This is a genomic window from Pontibacillus chungwhensis BH030062 (assembly GCF_000770675.1).
Taxonomy (GTDB): domain Bacteria; phylum Bacillota; class Bacilli; order Bacillales; family BH030062; genus Pontibacillus; species Pontibacillus chungwhensis.
In genome coordinates this window covers 1-17,974 of sequence record NZ_AVBG01000018.1, presented here as the reverse complement: position 1 = coordinate 17,974, position 17,974 = coordinate 1, and the positions used below count along the sequence as shown (strand labels likewise).

The 17,974-nt window shown below is 39.2% G+C and carries 17 protein-coding genes, 2 tRNA genes and 1 rRNA gene; 5 read left to right on the top strand and 15 right to left on the bottom strand.

What is annotated here, in order from left to right; all coding sequences use genetic code 11:
- Entirely contained in the window at nt 1-1,290 is a 1,290-nt protein-coding gene (locus tag N780_RS17285; RefSeq protein ID WP_036786998.1) for an adenylate/guanylate cyclase domain-containing protein, read from the bottom strand.
- Nucleotides 1,291-1,936: 646 nt separating this feature from the next.
- On the opposite strand from N780_RS17285, the gene N780_RS17280 reads away from it, so the two are divergent.
- Nucleotides 1,937-3,034 carry a beta family protein gene (locus N780_RS17280; protein WP_036786996.1) on the top strand — a complete coding sequence of 366 codons (1,098 nt, stop codon included), beginning with the start codon at nt 1,937-1,939 and terminating at the stop codon, nt 3,032-3,034.
- Here N780_RS17280 and N780_RS17275 read toward each other — a convergent pair.
- The 4 genes from N780_RS17275 to groES all read right to left on the bottom strand — a co-directional run bounded on the left by N780_RS17275 (nt 2,964) and on the right by groES (nt 8,038).
- The gene (locus tag N780_RS17275; protein WP_036786993.1) at nt 2,964-3,557 is read right to left on the bottom strand and encodes a sce7726 family protein; all 594 of its coding nucleotides are present in this window, start codon (nt 3,555-3,557) and stop codon (nt 2,964-2,966) included. The two genes, N780_RS17280 and N780_RS17275, sit on opposite strands and share 71 nt — an antisense overlap.
- Before the next feature lie 491 nt (nt 3,558-4,048).
- Nucleotides 4,049-5,326, bottom strand: a complete 1,278-nt coding sequence (locus N780_RS17270; protein ID WP_036786990.1) for an AlbA family DNA-binding domain-containing protein — start codon at nt 5,324-5,326, stop codon at nt 4,049-4,051.
- Nucleotides 5,327-6,058: 732 nt separating this feature from the next.
- Nucleotides 6,059-7,693: a chaperonin GroEL gene (groL, locus tag N780_RS17265; RefSeq protein WP_036786987.1), complete on the bottom strand. Its 1,635-nt coding sequence runs from the start codon at nt 7,691-7,693 to the stop codon at nt 6,059-6,061.
- A gap of 60 nt (nt 7,694-7,753) precedes the next feature.
- Entirely contained in the window at nt 7,754-8,038 is a 285-nt protein-coding gene (gene groES / locus N780_RS17260) for a co-chaperone GroES (protein WP_036786984.1), read from the bottom strand.
- 279 nt (nt 8,039-8,317) lie between these two features.
- On the opposite strand from groES, the gene N780_RS17255 reads away from it, so the two are divergent.
- The 3 genes from N780_RS17255 (at nt 8,318) to N780_RS17245 (ending at nt 9,738) form a co-directional block, all read left to right on the top strand.
- Entirely contained in the window at nt 8,318-9,016 is a 699-nt protein-coding gene (locus tag N780_RS17255; protein ID WP_036786982.1) for a CPBP family intramembrane glutamic endopeptidase, read from the top strand.
- 7 nt (nt 9,017-9,023) lie between these two features.
- A complete protein-coding gene (locus N780_RS17250; protein ID WP_198135881.1) occupies nt 9,024-9,224 on the top strand; it encodes a YdiK family protein in 201 nt (66 codons plus the stop codon).
- 109 nt (nt 9,225-9,333) lie between these two features.
- On the top strand, nt 9,334-9,738 hold the full coding sequence (locus N780_RS17245) for a hypothetical protein (RefSeq protein ID WP_036786979.1): 405 nt from the start codon (nt 9,334-9,336) through the stop codon (nt 9,736-9,738).
- Between the two features lie 59 nt (nt 9,739-9,797).
- On the opposite strand, the gene N780_RS17240 is transcribed toward N780_RS17245, so the two are convergent.
- The 3 genes from N780_RS17240 to N780_RS17230 all read right to left on the bottom strand — a co-directional run bounded on the left by N780_RS17240 (nt 9,798) and on the right by N780_RS17230 (nt 12,281).
- On the bottom strand, nt 9,798-11,210 hold the full coding sequence (locus N780_RS17240; protein WP_036786976.1) for an MDR family MFS transporter: 1,413 nt from the start codon (nt 11,208-11,210) through the stop codon (nt 9,798-9,800).
- A gap of 105 nt (nt 11,211-11,315) precedes the next feature.
- A complete protein-coding gene (locus N780_RS17235) occupies nt 11,316-11,993 on the bottom strand; it encodes a redox-sensing transcriptional repressor Rex (RefSeq protein WP_036786973.1) in 678 nt (225 codons plus the stop codon).
- A 147-nt stretch (nt 11,994-12,140) separates the two neighbouring features.
- A complete protein-coding gene (locus tag N780_RS17230; protein ID WP_198135880.1) occupies nt 12,141-12,281 on the bottom strand; it encodes a hypothetical protein in 141 nt (46 codons plus the stop codon).
- 37 nt (nt 12,282-12,318) lie between these two features.
- Between N780_RS17230 and N780_RS17225 the strand changes: the two genes are divergently transcribed.
- Complete coding sequence (locus N780_RS17225) at nt 12,319-14,253, top strand: ABC-F family ATP-binding cassette domain-containing protein (RefSeq protein WP_036786968.1); 1,935 nt, start codon at nt 12,319-12,321, stop codon at nt 14,251-14,253.
- 336 nt (nt 14,254-14,589) lie between these two features.
- On the opposite strand, the gene tsaD is transcribed toward N780_RS17225, so the two are convergent.
- The 7 genes from tsaD to rrf all read right to left on the bottom strand — a co-directional run bounded on the left by tsaD (nt 14,590) and on the right by rrf (nt 17,886).
- Complete coding sequence (gene tsaD, locus N780_RS17220; protein WP_036786960.1) at nt 14,590-15,624, bottom strand: tRNA (adenosine(37)-N6)-threonylcarbamoyltransferase complex transferase subunit TsaD; 1,035 nt, start codon at nt 15,622-15,624, stop codon at nt 14,590-14,592.
- Complete coding sequence (gene rimI, locus N780_RS17215; protein ID WP_188655570.1) at nt 15,624-16,046, bottom strand: ribosomal protein S18-alanine N-acetyltransferase; 423 nt, start codon at nt 16,044-16,046, stop codon at nt 15,624-15,626. Before rimI ends, tsaD begins: the two co-directional genes overlap by 1 nt.
- A 16-nt stretch (nt 16,047-16,062) precedes the next feature.
- The gene (gene tsaB / locus N780_RS17210; protein ID WP_036786953.1) at nt 16,063-16,773 is read right to left on the bottom strand and encodes a tRNA (adenosine(37)-N6)-threonylcarbamoyltransferase complex dimerization subunit type 1 TsaB; all 711 of its coding nucleotides are present in this window, start codon (nt 16,771-16,773) and stop codon (nt 16,063-16,065) included.
- On the bottom strand, nt 16,770-17,228 hold the full coding sequence (gene tsaE / locus N780_RS17205) for a tRNA (adenosine(37)-N6)-threonylcarbamoyltransferase complex ATPase subunit type 1 TsaE (RefSeq protein WP_036786949.1): 459 nt from the start codon (nt 17,226-17,228) through the stop codon (nt 16,770-16,772). The genes tsaB and tsaE overlap by 4 nt, the downstream gene beginning before the upstream one ends.
- A 222-nt stretch (nt 17,229-17,450) precedes the next feature.
- A tRNA-Asp gene (locus N780_RS17200) sits at nt 17,451-17,527 on the bottom strand.
- 146 nt (nt 17,528-17,673) lie between these two features.
- Nucleotides 17,674-17,750, bottom strand: a tRNA-Met gene (locus N780_RS17195).
- A 20-nt stretch (nt 17,751-17,770) separates the two neighbouring features.
- Nucleotides 17,771-17,886 (bottom strand): 5S ribosomal RNA (rrf, locus tag N780_RS17190).
- Between the last annotated feature and the right edge of the window lie 88 nt (nt 17,887-17,974).

Genomic DNA, 17,974 nt, shown 5'->3' with positions numbered 1-17,974 from the left:
CTAAGCTTTCTCCTTTACCCCTATTATTTTCATACTATTCTTGTCATCATTAACATATATACCGAATTGACTTCTTCCTATAAGACTTCCATGTGAATTATAAAGCCTACATTCCATTAAGTGATGGACATTGAAACCAATAGGTCTATAACATGTGTATTGATCTTCATATTCATCAACATAGTATTCTAATACATTTGCTTTAGTTGCCTCATAACCTCGATTAATGACTTTCCATTTAATTTTACTAGGTTTTATGAACTTTAAGTTACCTTTCAGTACTAATTGAAATCCTGCATATAATTCTTTTTTTATAGCATAAGAGTTTTGTTTGTAATCATTTACAGGACCATTTTCTTCACCATACTTACAGATTATTTCGAAGTCGTCAGGAGCACTGAAAGATAATTTACTATCATTATAATAGGAATTAAACGTTTTAAGATACGTTTCCCATTTAAATATCTTCATTTTATAATAAGTATTTAGTCTAGAATCTTCCAAAATATATCTCTTCGTAACATCTTGTCCATCTTGTTGAATCACTTTGTCTTTCAAAAACTCATCAGGCAAATCTAAGTATTTGAAAATATTTTCTCCAAGTAGTATCTGGTTTTTTGGTGCCTTATTCTGCAATTTTGCTGCTAAGTCCGTATGTAAGCTAGTTGTAGTTACCTCACCAGCACCATCTAAACCATACGTTGACCACAACACCTGATTATCGTCCCCAATATCTATTCCTATTCGAATCTTCAAGGGTGGCAAATCATTCTCTTCAAAAAAACCCGATAGAGAATTTTTATTATATGCTTGCATAACTGCTGAAGCATTTAAAGCATTAATTATTGCATCACTTTTTTGCATCTGCTGATGACCAAAAAATGCAAAAACTGCATCACCTTGTAACCTATGGATGTGACCGTCAAATGCTTGAAATATTTCTGAGGCAGTAGTTAAAATTGCATTCTTATATAGCCTTACTTTTTCTAATGGAAACTTAAGCCCTAATTTAGTTGAACCAGAAATGTCTAAAAAGACAGAGCAAATGTATTGATGGGACGGAAGCTTTTCCATATCTAAGAAGTCGGGATGAGTACCAATGTGCGTAGAAAACATCTCCCCTTCTTTACCAAACAAACTCCTCAATTTATAAACTTGAGGTCTTACACTTTCTAACTCACCGCTTTCCGCTAATTTCTCGAATTTGGAATAAAAAGACTTTTGCATATAATCTTTTGATAATACTTCAGTAGCAAACAGATTATCGAAAATTTGTGTTAGTTGACTCATGATACCCCTCCATAATTGCTTTTCACTATCTCTTTCTTTTTTTACTTGCCACAACTTCTTCACTATTAGTTGTTATTTCCAAATATTAGATACATTTATTGTACGACAAATACTAGAACTAACCAAAGAAAATAGTCCAAGAAGCGCAGGGAAGGTTCTATCGCTTCCTATTCACAAAAAACAACCGCTTATTGAAAATATGAAAAATACCTCACACGGAAACGTTTTATATCTAGTAGATATAACGAAAAAATACCACGGGGACGGGTTCACTGGCACTTCTAATCATGTGTCAAGGGACCAGTCCCCCGTGGTACTTTCAACTCCACCTTGTAACTAAATAGCTCATTCTAATTCGAATAGGAAAGAAAAAAAGGGTTCTGAATAGCTTGCCCAACTATTGAGAACCCTCTTCTATCACTCATATTGTCAGAAATTTAGAGGAAGCACAAGAACCGTCCCGGCGCTTCCTTCTTAAACCTACACTTCTTGCCCACTTTGGTAGACGGCCATCAAATCCTGTACCGATGAAATATTTTCTAATGGATTTTCAGTAAGCACTAGAAAATCTATTATTACTTTTTGAAACTTTTTCCAAATATAAACGTATACACTAGTGATTACAATATAGAATAGGAGGAGTAACATGCAAAAATCAGAATATGTTCCTGTAATTAGATGGAAAAGGGGGGAACAATCCGCAATAAAAGAACTAGAGAAAAATATCAAAGATAATATTTCACCTATTATTGAGATACCACCTATTGATTGGGACTTTGATAAAGAAGAATTTAAGAAATCAATAGACCAACATTTATCTAATTTCGCAAAACAAATTGAAGAATGTTGGAATGAAAATACTCTATACATTGATGCTTTGCAAATTTGTTTAGATGATGAAGAAACAATGGAAAGTGGTACACATCCATTAAAATTTATTTTCGATCATTTGGAGGGCATTAATATAAAAGCCATTCCGGTTACTAGTCCTTCTAGAGGAGAAAATTATCAAAGTGCCATCCATGAGATTATTAATGAATATAAAACTGGTGTCTGTTTAAGACTTAGAGATGAAGATTTCGATGAAATTGAGGACTTGCTTTTAACAACCAGAGGGTTTCCGTGTGATACTAATGAAATAGACTTAATTATAGATTATGAATTTATTGAACCTAAGCATGAAAAAAGAACAAGTAAGTTAGTCCTCGGTTCTCTTCAATCAATTCCTGACATTAATAGTTGGAGAAATCTTATTTTTATTGCTACCTCAATGCCTGATAACCTCTCAGCAATCAGCACTGGGACGGATGGATCTATTCCAAGAATTGAATGGTCAATTTATAATAAACTACTAAAAGCTTCGCTACCAAGATACCCTACATTCGGAGATTACATCATCCAAAATCCAAATTATAATCAAATAGATCCTAGAGTTATTCAAATGGCGGCTAGTATTAGATATACATCCAAAAGTGAATTTTTAATTTTTAGAGGTTTTTCTGTCAGAAGCCCAAAGCATGGGAAATGGGGACAAGCAAAAACACTTTGCGAAAGAGTAATTAAGTCACCTCAATTCTCAGGTGAAAATTTTTCTTATGGTGATAAATATATTCACGAATGCGCTCTAGGAAATACTTCCACTGGGAACGCTAAGACCTGGAGGAAAATAGGTACTAATCATCACTTAACGCTAGTTTTTCAACAGTTCGCCAATTCTCCCGGTGTTTTAGCTTCTGACAAATAATATCTTTTAACTCCTTATCATCTAAAGACTCACATAACTTTATATATATTTCTTCTCTAGGCTTGCTAAGATAACCCTTTTGCAAGCCTTTATTTTTTAATATATCTAAAGCTTCTTCCCTCCACAAAAAATAACAAATAGATTCTGTACTTAATGAAGGGTTTTGTTTACCTTTTCTAATAGTCCTTAAATGATATTTATTATTAAAATAAGTAACTAGCTTAATGCCCCACCACTTTGGAATAATACCTCGAATTTTGTTTAAATGAGTTCGCTGAATTACTAGAGTAACAGTGTCAAAAACTTTATTATAGTCTTCCATTTGTGAGATTAATCTATCTAGCGTATCGCTCTCGCTCTTAATTTCATAACCGTGTAAATTTCCGTTTACAACTGCAACATCAACCCTTGACTGCCCATGTAGTACACCCAGTTCATTGATAATACGACTATCATCAGAATGCTTTTCATGCAAATAATTAAATAGTATTTTTCGGATATCCTGATCTTTTAACTTCTTCAATCGCTGCCACCCTCTTTAGTAACATATTACCTAGTAAATTAGATAATAATAAAAATGTTAGCATTTTGCTTCGCTATAAAATGCATGCCCCAGTACTGTAAGGGGCACGGGGAAAGGTTCACTGTCCCTAATTCGAGAAGCAAAGGGACGATGTACCTTTCCCAAGAAAATTTTATTATCAAGGTTATATAATGAAGAAAATGAAAGTTTCTAATCATATTCATATTACTATTTGAAATAAAACTATTCAATAACACTTTACAAAGCAACAGGTTACCTTATATACCTTCCCTAATACAGAAATATTATTTGATCGTGCATGAAGCGCGGGGACGGTTCTAGCGCTTCTTCAAAAAAATAAATCCAACTAAAAAAGAAGCACGGGAACTAGTGTTAATATTGCTAACAAAAAGAGGAGATTACATAAAAATGGATCTCTTCTTTTATATTCGGTTTATTCAACTAACGCTCCCTTTTCTTGAATATAGAGGTTATTTTACTCTCTCTGAAAAATACAAGTAGTCAATTAATGTTAGAGTATAGCGAAATAGATAATTATATGCAGACTTCTTAAAAGGGTAAGTCTTATTAAAAATATTAACTAGTGATTCTTGCACTTGCTCAAATTCAATATTATTTGGATTTATATTAGATAAAGCTTCAAGAAGTGTTCTTGCTTCCTCTTCATCATAATAATTAATTTCTTGCTTATTATAGAATTTTTCCAAAACATCGCTTCGTAAGTGAGCACGGGAACCCGTAGTAAGACTATACTTCCCCTTATATTTCCGAGCTGTATTGTCCTCTTCTACTCGCTGCAGCATCATCTTATATCCAATCGTATGAGACCTAAGTTGGTCTAGTCGTTTTTTTACCGCTTTTTTTGTACTCCCTAGCTTACTTATTAAGAACCAAATTGGAAAAGTATCTGTTCTCCCATATACAATCGTTTTAATAAATTGGATTGGGTCAGCTATATCAGTTAAGTTTAAAAAAGCTTTAAATATATCCTCAGTTTGAATTACATAGGGCTGTTTTATTATTTGTGCACTTGAGTCAATTTCACCTTTTAACTTTAAAGCTGGTGCTCCACCTTTCTCTAAAGAATACTCATCAACTATTTTTAATTCAGACAATAACTCTTCATCTATTAGAACCTTATTACCGGTAAATTGAATTTCACCATCATCAAGATTCATAAAGCCTACTTTGTCTATTCCAACCTCTGCTATATTATTAAGAAGAGTTATCCACTTCTCTCTTTCGCTTTTAACTCTTTCATCTATTATTTGTCTTAGTTCACCCGCTCCGATTTTTGCTGATTTTGAATTATATCTATAATAAACATCATTTTCCTTCATTGAATGGCTGTCCTTGATGCAAACGACAGGTTTATAAGCTGATTCAAAAATTTGTATAATCCCTAAAGTCTTTCCGCTTGTTTCATAAGTTCTTCTTGTAAACTTTATCTGCTGATTAAAATTATCATTTATCCCATTACTAATATCTGCATCGTCTATTGATTCAAAATTTCTAACTCCTACTATAGTACGCGGTGAATCACTTACACCAAATATTAATAAGCCTCCATTATTGTTAGCGAATGAAGCCATAGTTCTGAGGTACTTAGATTTAACTTTTTTATCGTTCCACTCAAATGTTTCTTTAAATTCAACCTTATAGCTCTCGCGTCTATTTAATACATCATCTTCAACATGTGAAAAAAATTCATCCAAAAACTCTTCTGAGATTCCTTCATGAAGAATCAAAAGCCCCCACCTCCCTACAATTTATCTTGCTTAGTGAATTACCTCCGCACCTCAAAAATTATGTAATAACCTTACTCTTCCATTATTCTACAAAAAAGGGTATAGTCCCTTTATTTTAGCATTGTCTAAGTCCAATATCTCAAAACCGAGTATTCCACAAACATAATCCTTACTTAATTACTCGTTATTTAGATAAAATATCCTCCCAAGGATCAGGATTGGATGGCTATTTCGTGAGATTAGATAATCTATGAGGGCATAGATTTCGGAGCGTCAGTGAATTTCATCAACTACCTGACCTAGTTTCAGGTAATAAAGAGCATCCACCATTAGAGAAGACATTCATCTGTACATCAGTGCCATTGTCTTTCGGTAGCCTAATGAATTTCTACCATAATACTTTTTAAATCCATCGCTTCTAGTACAAGGCAGAATGTTTAAGGGCTAGTTTCGCGTATTGACCAATTGAATTCTTGATATTGTCTTTGTATAGAAGCTCGGGGATGTTTCGGGTGCTTCCTATTTACAATAGAAACACCGCTTCGTGACAATATGAAGGAAACACCCACACTCAAACGTCTTGTAGCTAGAGAATAATCGAGATTAATAAATACAAAAGAGGCTCCTCAAAAGTTTATTCAACTAATGAGAAGCCTCTTTGCATATCATAATGTTAGTATTTTGTTAGGAAAATCATTCAAAGCCCTTATCTACCAAGGCGTTGAGCGGTTATTACATCATGCCGCCCATTCCACCCATGCCACCCATATCTGGCATACCGCCACCAGAGTTATCTTCTTCAGGGTGATCGGCTACAACCGCTTCTGTAGTCAGGAACATAGCCGCTACAGATGCTGCGTTTTGTAGTGCGGAGCGTGTAACTTTTGTTGGGTCCACGATACCTGTGTCGACCATGTTTACCCACTCGCCTGTTGCTGCGTTGAAACCAACGCCAACGGCTTCGCCTTTAAGACGCTCGATGATAACAGAGCCTTCAAGACCTGCGTTGTGAGCGATTTGGCGTACTGGCTCTTCAAGTGCACGAAGTAAGATCTTCGCACCTGTTTCTTCGTCTCCAGTAAGGTCAAGTGCAGCTACTTTCTTGTAGATGTTTACAAGTGCTGTACCACCACCGGCTACGATGCCTTCTTCTACTGCTGCGCGTGTAGAGTTTAGGGCGTCTTCAATACGAAGTTTACGCTCTTTAAGCTCTGTTTCTGTAGCGGCACCAACTTTGATGACTGCTACACCGCCAGCTAGTTTCGCAAGGCGCTCTTGAAGTTTCTCTTTATCGAATTCAGAAGTTGTTTCTTCTAATTGAGAACGGATTTGGCTTACGCGGCCTGAGATTTGTTCAGGGTTGCCAGCACCTTCAACGATTGTTGTGTTCTCTTTCGTAACAACAACTTTGTTCGCACGACCTAATTGATCGATTGTTGTGTTCTTAAGATCTAGACCTAGGTCCTCTGTAATAACCTGTCCGCCTGTAATGGTTGCGATGTCTTCAAGCATTGCTTTACGACGATCACCGAAACCAGGTGCTTTAACAGATACAGCGTTGAATGTACCACGAAGTTTGTTCACAACAAGTGTTGCAAGTGCTTCGCCTTCAACGTCTTCAGAGATCATTAGAAGTGGACGGCTTTGTTGGACCACTTGCTCAAGTACAGGAAGAACTTCCTGAATGTTTGTGATCTTCTTATCTGTGATTAGGATGTAAGGATTCTCAAGAACCGCTTCCATCTTGTCTTGGTCAGAGACCATGTAAGGAGATGCATATCCGCGGTCGAACTGCATACCTTCAACAACTTCCATCTCTGTGTTGAAGCCTTTAGATTCTTCAATTGTGATAACACCATCGTTACCAACGCGCTCCATAGCTTCTGCGATTAGTTGACCTACTTCTTCGTCCGCTGAAGAAATCGCCGCTACTTGTGCGATGGAATCTTTACCTTCAATTGGTTTAGAGATTTGTTGAAGTTCTTTAACGGCTAATTCTGTCGCTTTCTCGATACCGCGACGAACGCCAACTGGATTCGCACCAGAAGCTACGTTTTTAAGACCTTCACGGATCATCGCTTGTGCTAGAACCGTTGCCGTTGTTGTACCGTCACCAGCGATTTCGTTTGTTTTAGAAGCTACTTCAGATACAAGCTGCGCGCCCATATTCTCGAAGTGATCTTCTAATTCAATTTCTTTCGCGATTGTTACACCGTCATTTGTAATAAGTGGAGAACCGAACTTTTTCTCAAGAACCACGTTACGTCCTTTTGGTCCAAGAGTTACTTTAACTGCATCAGCAAGGCGGTCTACACCGCGAAGCATCGAACGACGTGCATCTTCACTAAACTTAATATCTTTAGCCATGAATAAATACCCTCCTAAAAGATTCTTGTAAGCGTTTATGATTGTCCAACATTAATTGTATTAGTTAACGACTGCTAAAATGTCACTCTCACGTAAAATTAAGTATTCTTTACCTTCGTACTTCACTTCAGTACCAGCAAATTTTGAGAAGATGATGTGGTCGCTAGTGGCTACCTCTAGTGCAACCTTTTCACCATTATCCGTCACACGACCAGAACCTACCGCAACAACTTTACCTTCTTGAGGCTTCTCCTTCGCAGAGTCAGGAAGAACAATACCGCTCGCGGTCTTTTCTTCTTGTTGTACTACCTCAATTACAATACGATCACCTAATGGCTTTAACAAATCAGACACCCTCCTCAAATGGTTTAAAACTATGCTTGTTTTGATTTATTAGCACTCTCTTAACTTGAGTGCTAACACAATTATTATAATAATGAATCTCCAGGTATTTTGCAAGCGAAAACATTTAATTTCTTCATAAAAATTTCCTCACAGAAACTCGCTCACTCCCCCAGCCCATTATGACTCATCTTTTCCGATTTAAACGTTTCTTTCCACTTCTTTAAATGTGTTACAATACGTAAGATAAAGGTATAAATTCTCAAAAGGAGTCGTTGCCGAATGCCAAGGCGCTATTGGTATGTCATCTTAACATATACGCTTGTCCAATTATCAGGTGGGTTGGTAGGCCAGTTCATTCTTTCACTGGACCTTGAGAACCCTCAAACCTGGCTGATCACCTGGACGATCTCTTCCTTTATTGCCGGCCTTCTCATTATTACATGGCTCTTAAAGCCAGATATACAGAAGGACCTGCGTCAGGATTACGATATGGGTATCGGGTCTTACATCAAGTGGGGGCTACTTGGAATCTTACTTGCTTTCCTAAGTCAGTACGCAGCTACTGTCATTGAGTCTCTTGTCTTTGGTGTTGATCCTATATCAGAGAACACGCAAAACTTATCGGCTCTTGCGAAAGCAACACCGATCTTCATTCTCATCATTGCCATTGTGGCACCGATCTTAGAGGAGATTATATTCCGAAAGATTCTATTCGGAACATTACGTAAATATACGAACTTCCTCATTTCTGCGCTCGTATCTGGCAGTATCTTTGGAATCGTGCACGGCGAACCAGAGCACTTACTGAAATATGCCATGATGGGCTTAGTCTTTGCCTACTTATATGAGAAAACAAAGCGCATTATCGTACCGATCATTACGCACGCAACTATGAATTCCCTCGTCATTATTGCCCAGATGACAATAGACGTAGAACAACTGGAGCAAAACGTACAGACAATCCTGTTTGGAGGTTAATCCTATTATGAAAACTTCGCCATTCTTTATGGCATTCCTCTATTTTATTATGGGGATTTTATTTACGTATATCGCCATACTTAGTGTAGAAGAGACAATTTGGAACTTGATTACGCTCGTTTGCTCTTTCGTTGCGACAGTAAATTTCGCCGTCGCGATTCGACTTTTTATGCTGTTTCTAAAAATGAACAAAAGCAACAAAAAATAAGCGGCTCCCCATACGGGGATAGCCGCTTATTTTTATGTCACCATGTTCAGATCATCCATTATCTGCTATTATATGTTAAGGTATAATTTGTAAAAAAGGTGATGATGATATGAAAAATCTATTACGTAGCACCCTGAGCTCTTTACTTATAGGGCTTGGATTCCTTACAGGCATCTTTGCATTCGCGTATAAAATGTTAATACTATCTGATATTCCAGTTTCCTTTTCTAATTCGGAAGCCTTCGTCGCCCAGGTATTATTTTTTACCTCTACTACTTTCATAAGTTTTGGCATACTAGCTGTTAAAAGCGATTTAGGCCGTGTCATAGCAGCAGGCTTCATCATGCTAGCTTTATTATTCAATCTTCCAGTTTTTCATACACCCCTATTCGATCACATGGCATCCGTTGCCTTTTTGCAAATCACCCCTATTTTGCATCTAAGTTTCCTTACACTACTAAGCCTTTACCTGCTTATTCGGAACTGGAAACAACCACTATATTCGTATAACTAGAATCACCCACATACCACATACAAAAAGGCCATCTCCTTGATGGCCTTTTTGTATAGCAATTACGCCCCTTCTTCCTCCTCAGAAGAGCTCCCCGCTCCTTTCATAATAAAGGAAAACGGTATCGCTAAGACAATAACGACAGCTGATACCAGAAACGCCTCATTTAATGTTTGAAGCGTCGCCTCTGTCATATTTGCCTCTCCGGCTGCAATCACTGCTCGCCTTGTTTCATAGTAGATCGAGAAGAAGACAATGCCGAATGATGACGTCATTTGTCTAAGGACGTTGTTCATCGCCGATCCTTGAGCGACCAGCTCATCCGATATGGCGTTCATTCCAGCTGTTGTGGCTGGCATATTACTAAGCCCCATTCCAGCACCACGTACTGCGTTTAACGCGAGGATCACCCAGTAAGGAGTGGACAACTCTAGAAAACCAAGGGCTGTTGTGGCAGCAGCCATTACGAACAATCCAATAGGGATAACCGCTTTCGGGCCTTTCTTGTCCAAAATTCTTCCCCCAATGGACATGGATACACCGCTTAATGCCGCTGCCGGTAAGAAAAGAAGTCCTGTCATAACCTCATTCAGACCATATACATTCTGAATCAAGAGTGGCAGCAAGAAGATTCCTGAGAAAAGACCAATCGATGCCGCGCCTGTTACGACAACAGATACGGCATACGTCGGAACTTTAAAGACAGATAAGTTCAATAAAGGCTGCGTCTTCCGATTTTCCACAAAGACAAAGGCCACGATCGACAAGATACCAACAACAATCAGACTTATGTTACTGGCTGTAAGAAGGGTCTCAAGTTCCTTCCCTCGTCCAAGGGCAAATAAGATTCCTCCGACACCAATCGTCACAAGAATAAAGCCGATTGTGTCGAATTTAAGAGAAGGATTTTTTTCCGTTTCGACTAAATATTTAGTAGATAGGATAATTCCAATCAGTCCAAATGGAATATTAAATAAAAACAGAAAAGGCCAATCAAAGAACTGAATGATTACCCCGCCGATTGTCGGTCCAATCGCAGGTGCTACCATGGCAGCGACCCCGTATACACCTACAGCTAGACCACGCTCGTGCTTCGGGAAAGCGTTAAAGATTAACGCCATCGCAATCGGCATCATCAAACCACCCGCAATCCCCTGCACGGCCCTAGAGAGAATAACAAGGCTCAAGGTAGGAGAAATGGAGCCTGACACAGAGCCAACTAAAAAGATGATAAGCCCCGTCACATACACTTTCTTCTTCCCGAAACGATCTCCGAGAAAGCCTGTTAACGGCATTGTCATCCCCATTGCCACCATAAAGATCGTCAGCATCCAGCCTACACTTACAGCATCAGCATCGAAGATTTCCATAAAGCGCGGAAGCGTCGGGTTTAACATGCTGTTATTTAATATGACTGTAAATGTACCAAATAAGACGGATACAACGACAAGCCACTTACTTGATAATTTGCTCATGTTGCGTCCCTTCTTTCGTTTCTAATTATTTCGTTTTTCGAATCGTTTTCTACTATATCACATAATCCACTAGCCAAAACCAATTCCTACACACAAAAAAGAGGCTTATTCAGCCTCTTTTGGTTCTTCCTCGTTGCCCTCTTCATGTTCGAGAGGATAATGTTTTAAAAAGTATGCCAGTGCTTGCAGCTCTACTGCTAGATCGATATGATGTACCCGTATACCTTCTGGGACAGATATTCGAGCTGGTGTGAAGTTTAATACACCAAGAATTCCTGCCTCTACTAACCGATCAGCTATTCTTTGCGCTTCGTTGGCTGGGACCGTTAAGATCGCAACCGATATCTCTTCTGATAAGTACTCCTCTAAACGATCAATATGATAAACAGGCACACCGCCTATATGACTACCGACTTTCTCTTCCTGTGCATCAAAAGCCATCTCAATCTTCGTGTTGTTATTCTTTGTAAAGTTATAGTGTAAGAAAGCTGTTCCAAGATTCCCTACTCCTATTAAAGCAACCCGCGTAACTTCATCTTGATCAAGAGTTTTACGGAAAAAGGTAAGTAAATAATTCACATTATAACCGTATCCCTTCTTACCAAGGGCACCAAAGTAAGAAAAGTCCCTCCGGATTGTAGCTGAATCGACCTTCACTGCCTCACTCAATTCTTTTGATGAGACACGTTGCTTACCTTGGCTATGCAGATTATTTATAAAACGATAATATAAGGGCAGTCGCTTGGCTGTCGCTTGTGGTATTTTTGCCTGATCTAGCTCCATCTCTTATCCCCCTCACTTCATACCGTAACAGTACACTAATCGAATCCTTAAAGGACCTTTCGCTGATACCGTTAACGCTTCCAATTTCTATAACCACGAATTCAGGAAGATCATAAAGATCATCCTCGTTCTGTTATGAATGAAATTCTACGTTTCTATTTGTTGTTCTATATGATGGATTGTCCTTACAGCATAATTGTAAAGAAATGTTTCTAATTTCACAAACATCTCGACCATGGATAAGAACCCTGAGTTCACTTCAACGTGTGAACCTTGCTTCACACGCATTTCTTGAGATACACTTAACTCATTGAGGTGAACGACCATGATTCTTATGCAAATGAATAATATTACAAAACGCTTCGGCGCTGATCTTATTCTATCGAATATTAAATTAGAAGTACACACCAATGACAGAATTGCCATTGTTGGACGTAATGGAGCAGGAAAATCGACCTTGCTCAAAATTATGGCCGGTGAGCTTTCGCATGAGGAAGGTGAGCTCCACAAACCTAAAGAAGCTACATTAGGGTATTTAGAGCAGCACACCGGACTCGAATCAGATAAAAGCATCTGGGATGAAATGATTGCCGTATTTGATCATTTAAAAGCTATGGAGAACCAACTCCGTCAAATGGAAGAAAAAATGGCGGATCCTGATCTTATAGCTAAAGAGGAACAATACCAGAAGCTTTTAAAAGACTACGATGAATTGCAACTGCGCTTCAAGAATGACGGCGGATACCGTTATGAAGCCGACGTTAAAGCTGTATTAAACGGGTTGAACTTTGGAGATTTCGATTTAACCACACCAATCGCTACCCTTAGTGGTGGCCAAAAAACCAGACTAGCACTCGGTAAGCTCTTACTTTCCAAACCAGATATCCTGGTTCTAGATGAGCCGACCAACCATTTAGACATCGATACGCTTAATTGGTTAGAGCAATATTTGCAAGGATACCCAGGAGCAGTAGTCATCGTCTCTCACGACCGCTACTTCCTTGATAAGGTCGTAAATGTCGTTTACGAAATCTCTTATCGCTCTTCTGAGAAATTCCACGGAAACTACAGCAAATATCTAGATCAAAAAGCCGCGAATTACGAACGCGATTTGAAGCAATTTGAGAAACAGCAATCTGAAATGAAACGAATGGAAGACTTCATTCAGAAAAATATGGCTCGAGCTTCTACAAGCAAACGAGCTCAAAGTAAACAGAAACAACTTGAGAAGATGGAAAAGGTTGATAAGCCTAAAGGAGATCAAAAGTCCGCTAAATTCACATTTGATATCAACAGAAGAAGCGGAAACGATGTGCTAAAAGCGCGTGATCTTTCGTTCCAATATGAAGACAGTAAAAAACCAGTTTTCGAGAACGTCTCCTTTGATGTAAACCGAACAGAACGCTTAGCACTCGTTGGACCTAATGGCGTCGGGAAAACCACCCTTCTCAAAAACATTATTGATAAACTCTCCCCTAGCGGAGGCACGATTCAATATGGAACGAACCTTCAAATCGGGTATTACGACCAGGAACAAGCACAATTAAATTCTTCCAAAACCGTTCTTCACGAACTATGGGATGAATACCCGTTTATGGATGAGAAAGATGTTCGAACTGTACTTGGTAACTTCCTATTTACCGGAGATGATGTCTTAAAGAGTGTGAACTCTCTAAGCGGTGGTGAGAAAGCAAGAATTGCCCTGGCGAAATTAATGCTTGAGAAATCCAATTTCCTTGTATTGGACGAGCCGACTAACCACTTAGACTTAGATAGCAAAGAAGTACTAGAATCCGCCTTAATGGATTATCCAGGTACCATTCTATTTGTCTCCCACGACCGTTACTTTATTAACCGGATTGCCACACAGATCCTGGAGTTAGATGGGACAGACACACATCTTTATCTCGGTGATTACGACTACTATTTAGAGAAGAAGCAAGAAGAGAAGGATATCGCTGAATACGAAGCGCAGCAAAACCCTACTGTTCAAAAAGAGACAAAGGATTCTAAGAATCAATTTGAACAAAATAAAGCGGAACAACGCGAAGCCAGGAAGCGAAAGCGTCGCATTGAAGAAATTGAACAAGAAATCGTAGAATTAGAGGAAGTCATTGAAAAAAATGATGCCTTACTATGTGAACCAGAGGTTTATCAGGATCATGAGAAGTCCTTAGAACTCACAGAAACAAATGAACAATCTCAATCAAAAATCGAATCACTAATGGAAGAATGGGAACAACTCCATGAAGAAAACTAAAAAAGAGGGGATATCCACAAGATATCCCCTCTTTTTTTAACGCTTTCATAGGTTTTGTCGAACTTTGTAACTATCCCCAATGATATCCACACCATTTTTCCTTACAAATACAGTTTTTCACAGATTTATACACATAATCCACAGAATTACATTAGGTTATCCACAATTTTTATTCACAAACGATCGTTTACTGTGACAGCATTCTACAATATTTATGCACATCTTAATTTCTGGCTGTGGAAAAGACTGTATATGTACACACTAATTGAAACATTCAGACGTGTTTTCCACATCAAAAAGCGAAACCAATAAATGATTTCGCTTTATCCCTGTGTATTATTTTGTTACAGAACGCTTCGCATATCGCTCTAACGATAAAGACGGATTTCCGTTCAGGTCCCAACCAGCACGGTGCCCCTGATTAAAAGCAACGGTTCCTGCTGCAGCAATCATCGCTGCGTTATCTGTGCATAAGTGTAGTGGCGGAATTAATAGCTCAAGTTCTTGATCTGAACCAAACTTCTCTTCAAGACGAGCTCGTAATCCTTTATTAGCAGCTACACCACCTGCTACAATAACTTGCTTCACACCATACTGTTTCGCCGCTTTATACGCTTTTGTGGATAATACGTCAACAACACTTTCCTGAAAGCTCGCCGCAATATCCTCCTGCTTCAATTCAATCCCTTTTTGCTTAGCATTGTGGAGCGTGTTAATAACCGAAGACTTTAATCCACTAAAACTAAAGTCAAAGGAATCATTCTCAAGCCAAGCTCTAGGAAAATCAATCGTCACTTCTCCCTCATGAGCCAGTCGATCAATATGAGGACCACCTGGATAAGGAAGTTTTAGCGTTCTCGCCACTTTATCATAGGCTTCACCGGCTGCATCGTCTCTCGTTTCTCCAATCACTTCAAATGAGCCATGTTCTTTCATAAGAATAAGCTCTGTATGTCCTCCTGAAACAACTAGAGATAACAATGGAAACTGAAACTCTTTCATCAGACGATTCGCATAGATATGCCCCGCTATATGCTGTACGCCCACCAGAGGCTTCTGATAAGCAAAAGCTAATGCCTTAGCCGCATTAACCCCTACTAATAAGGCTCCGACTAAGCCAGGGCCTTCTGTAACCGCAATGGCATCGATCTCTTCCATATTCATATCAGCTTGTTCTAATGCTTCTTCTAAAACAAGTGTCACCTGCTCCACATGATGACGTGAAGCAATTTCAGGGACAACGCCCCCAAAGCGCTTATGGCTTTCAATTTGAGAAGCAACGACATTCGCTATAAGTTCTGTCCCATTTTTCACAATCGCAACAGCTGTTTCATCACAGCTCGTTTCAATTCCTAGAATGTATTGATCCATTATAATTTCACCCACATAACTACAGCATCCTCTTGATTATCTGTATAATAATTTTTACGTATTCCACCTGGTACCAGACCATACTTACGGTACAGACGCTGGGCTACGATATTCGATACCCTTACTTCTAGAGATAGTTGGATGGCTCCCACCAAACGTGCCTTTTCCATCACCACTTCAAACAAGGCTTGACCAAGCTTCATGCCTCGGTACTCAGGTAGAATCGCGATATTTGTAATATGAGCTTCATCAATAATAACCCATAACCCACAATACCCTACTAATACGCCTTCAAATTCAAGAACGTAATAAACCGCATAGGGGTTATCCTGAAGCTCATGTTCAAACGCATCTCGGGTCCATGGAGTGGCAAAGCATGCCTCTTCTAATTGAAGAACCCGATCTATATCCTCTTCTGTCATTTGGCGAACGATCGCTTTACTCACTTTGCTGATGCCCCTTTTGGCTCTCCAGCCATTTGGCCTCAGCCTCAGCAAGACGAAGATAGTTTGGCGTTAGTTCATGAAGAGATGTTGGTTCCTTCGTAAGTGCAATACTCGCAAGCATCCCCGCACTTGGCAAATGAACCGGTAAGGAAGAGAAAACAGCTTTCTCGCCTAATACTTCTTGGATCTTCTCTTGATGAATAACAGCTTGAGAGCTAATAAATAAAACAGGTTCCCCTGTAGCACGTAGCACATCTAGCCAATCTGTCATAAGCACGTTAACTTCATCTTTTACAGGAACCATTTCCTCGAATCCTTCAGCTCGGTATAACCCTGTATAAACTTGTCCTCTTCTTGCATCAAAAAATGGGCAAACTAGACCATTAAAGAAAATCCCATTGTAAGAAAGCACCTCTAGGCTTGATACGGCCACAATAGGAATGGATAATGACCAAGCCAATGTCTTAGCCGTCGTTAGTCCAATTCGCACGCCCGTAAACGATCCTGGGCCATGGCCAACGGCAATCAACTCTAAATCTTGTGGCGTCATCTTACAATCCGTTAATAGTTGATTAATGGCCGGCATGAGCTGTACTGAATGGTTTTTCTTTATATCTGTCGTATATTCTGCTAAGAGCTGTTCTTCTTTCATTAAGGCGATCGTCATCGGTTGATTCGACGTATCGATGGCTAACACATTCATTTGACTAACTCCTTACATAATCGTTCATATCGTTCCCCATGAGGGGTTAATTGTATAGTGCGGTGGTCTTCCTCATTATAGAAAAGGTGAAGATCTAACCGATCATCCGGAAGATAATCTTCAATAAATTGGGCCCACTCGACCACACACACGCCTTCACCTTCGAAATACTCATCAAATCCAATATCCTCATCACTATCTTCAAGACGATAGACATCTAAGTGGTAAAGAGGCATACGACCTTCATATTCTTTAACAATTGTAAATGTGGGACTGCTAATGGTCCTTGTCACACCAAGTCCAACGCCTAGCCCTTTTGTAAAAGTCGTTTTGCCTGCTCCAAGATCCCCTTCAAGTGTAAGAAGATCATTCGGTTCTAAAAGAGCACCTAAACGTTTAGCTACTTCTTTAGTCTCCTCAGCAGAATGGGTATGAATGGTATAGATTTCATTCATGCGAAACACCTACTTCCTAATCCAGTCTAACTAATCGGTTCTTATCTAATTCCCATCATAGCAAAAAAGGGGGCAAAAAGAAAAAAACCTATCTATATCAGTATATAGCACAAGGTCTGAGTAAGAGCGATCTGTTTGCTCACCTAAAAAAATGCATTAGAAAAGCCTTAGGAGGTTTTCCTAAGGCTTGTATAAACAATCATATGTAATCAAAAATAAAAATGGCGGTCCGGACGGGACTCGAACCCGCGACCTCCTGCGTGACAGGCAGGCATTCTAACCAACTGAACTACCGGACCATTTTTTAATTTGATTAATCTAAGCACAACAATTTGTGATTCGAAGAAGTGTATTCGACGTAACACAAATATAAATTGGTTGCACCTAAAGGTACACAATCATTTGTAATTCAACGAAGTAAAATCGACGTTGAACAAATTTAATTTGGTTGCGGGGACAGGATTTGAACCTGCGACCTTCGGGTTATGAGCCCGACGAGCTACCAGACTGCTCCACCCCGCGACGATAATAATATAAACAAAGCATGGCGGCGTCCTACTCTTGCGGGGGTGAAACCCCGACTACCATCGGCGCTGAAGAGCTTAACTTCTGTGTTCGGCATGGGAACAGGTGTGACCTCTTCGCCAAAACCGCCATACTATTGTTTTTTGAAGGAGTACCTTCAAAACTAGATAAAAATGTAGACATAACCGTTTTTCACTTTAGTTAGATAAGCCCTCGATTTA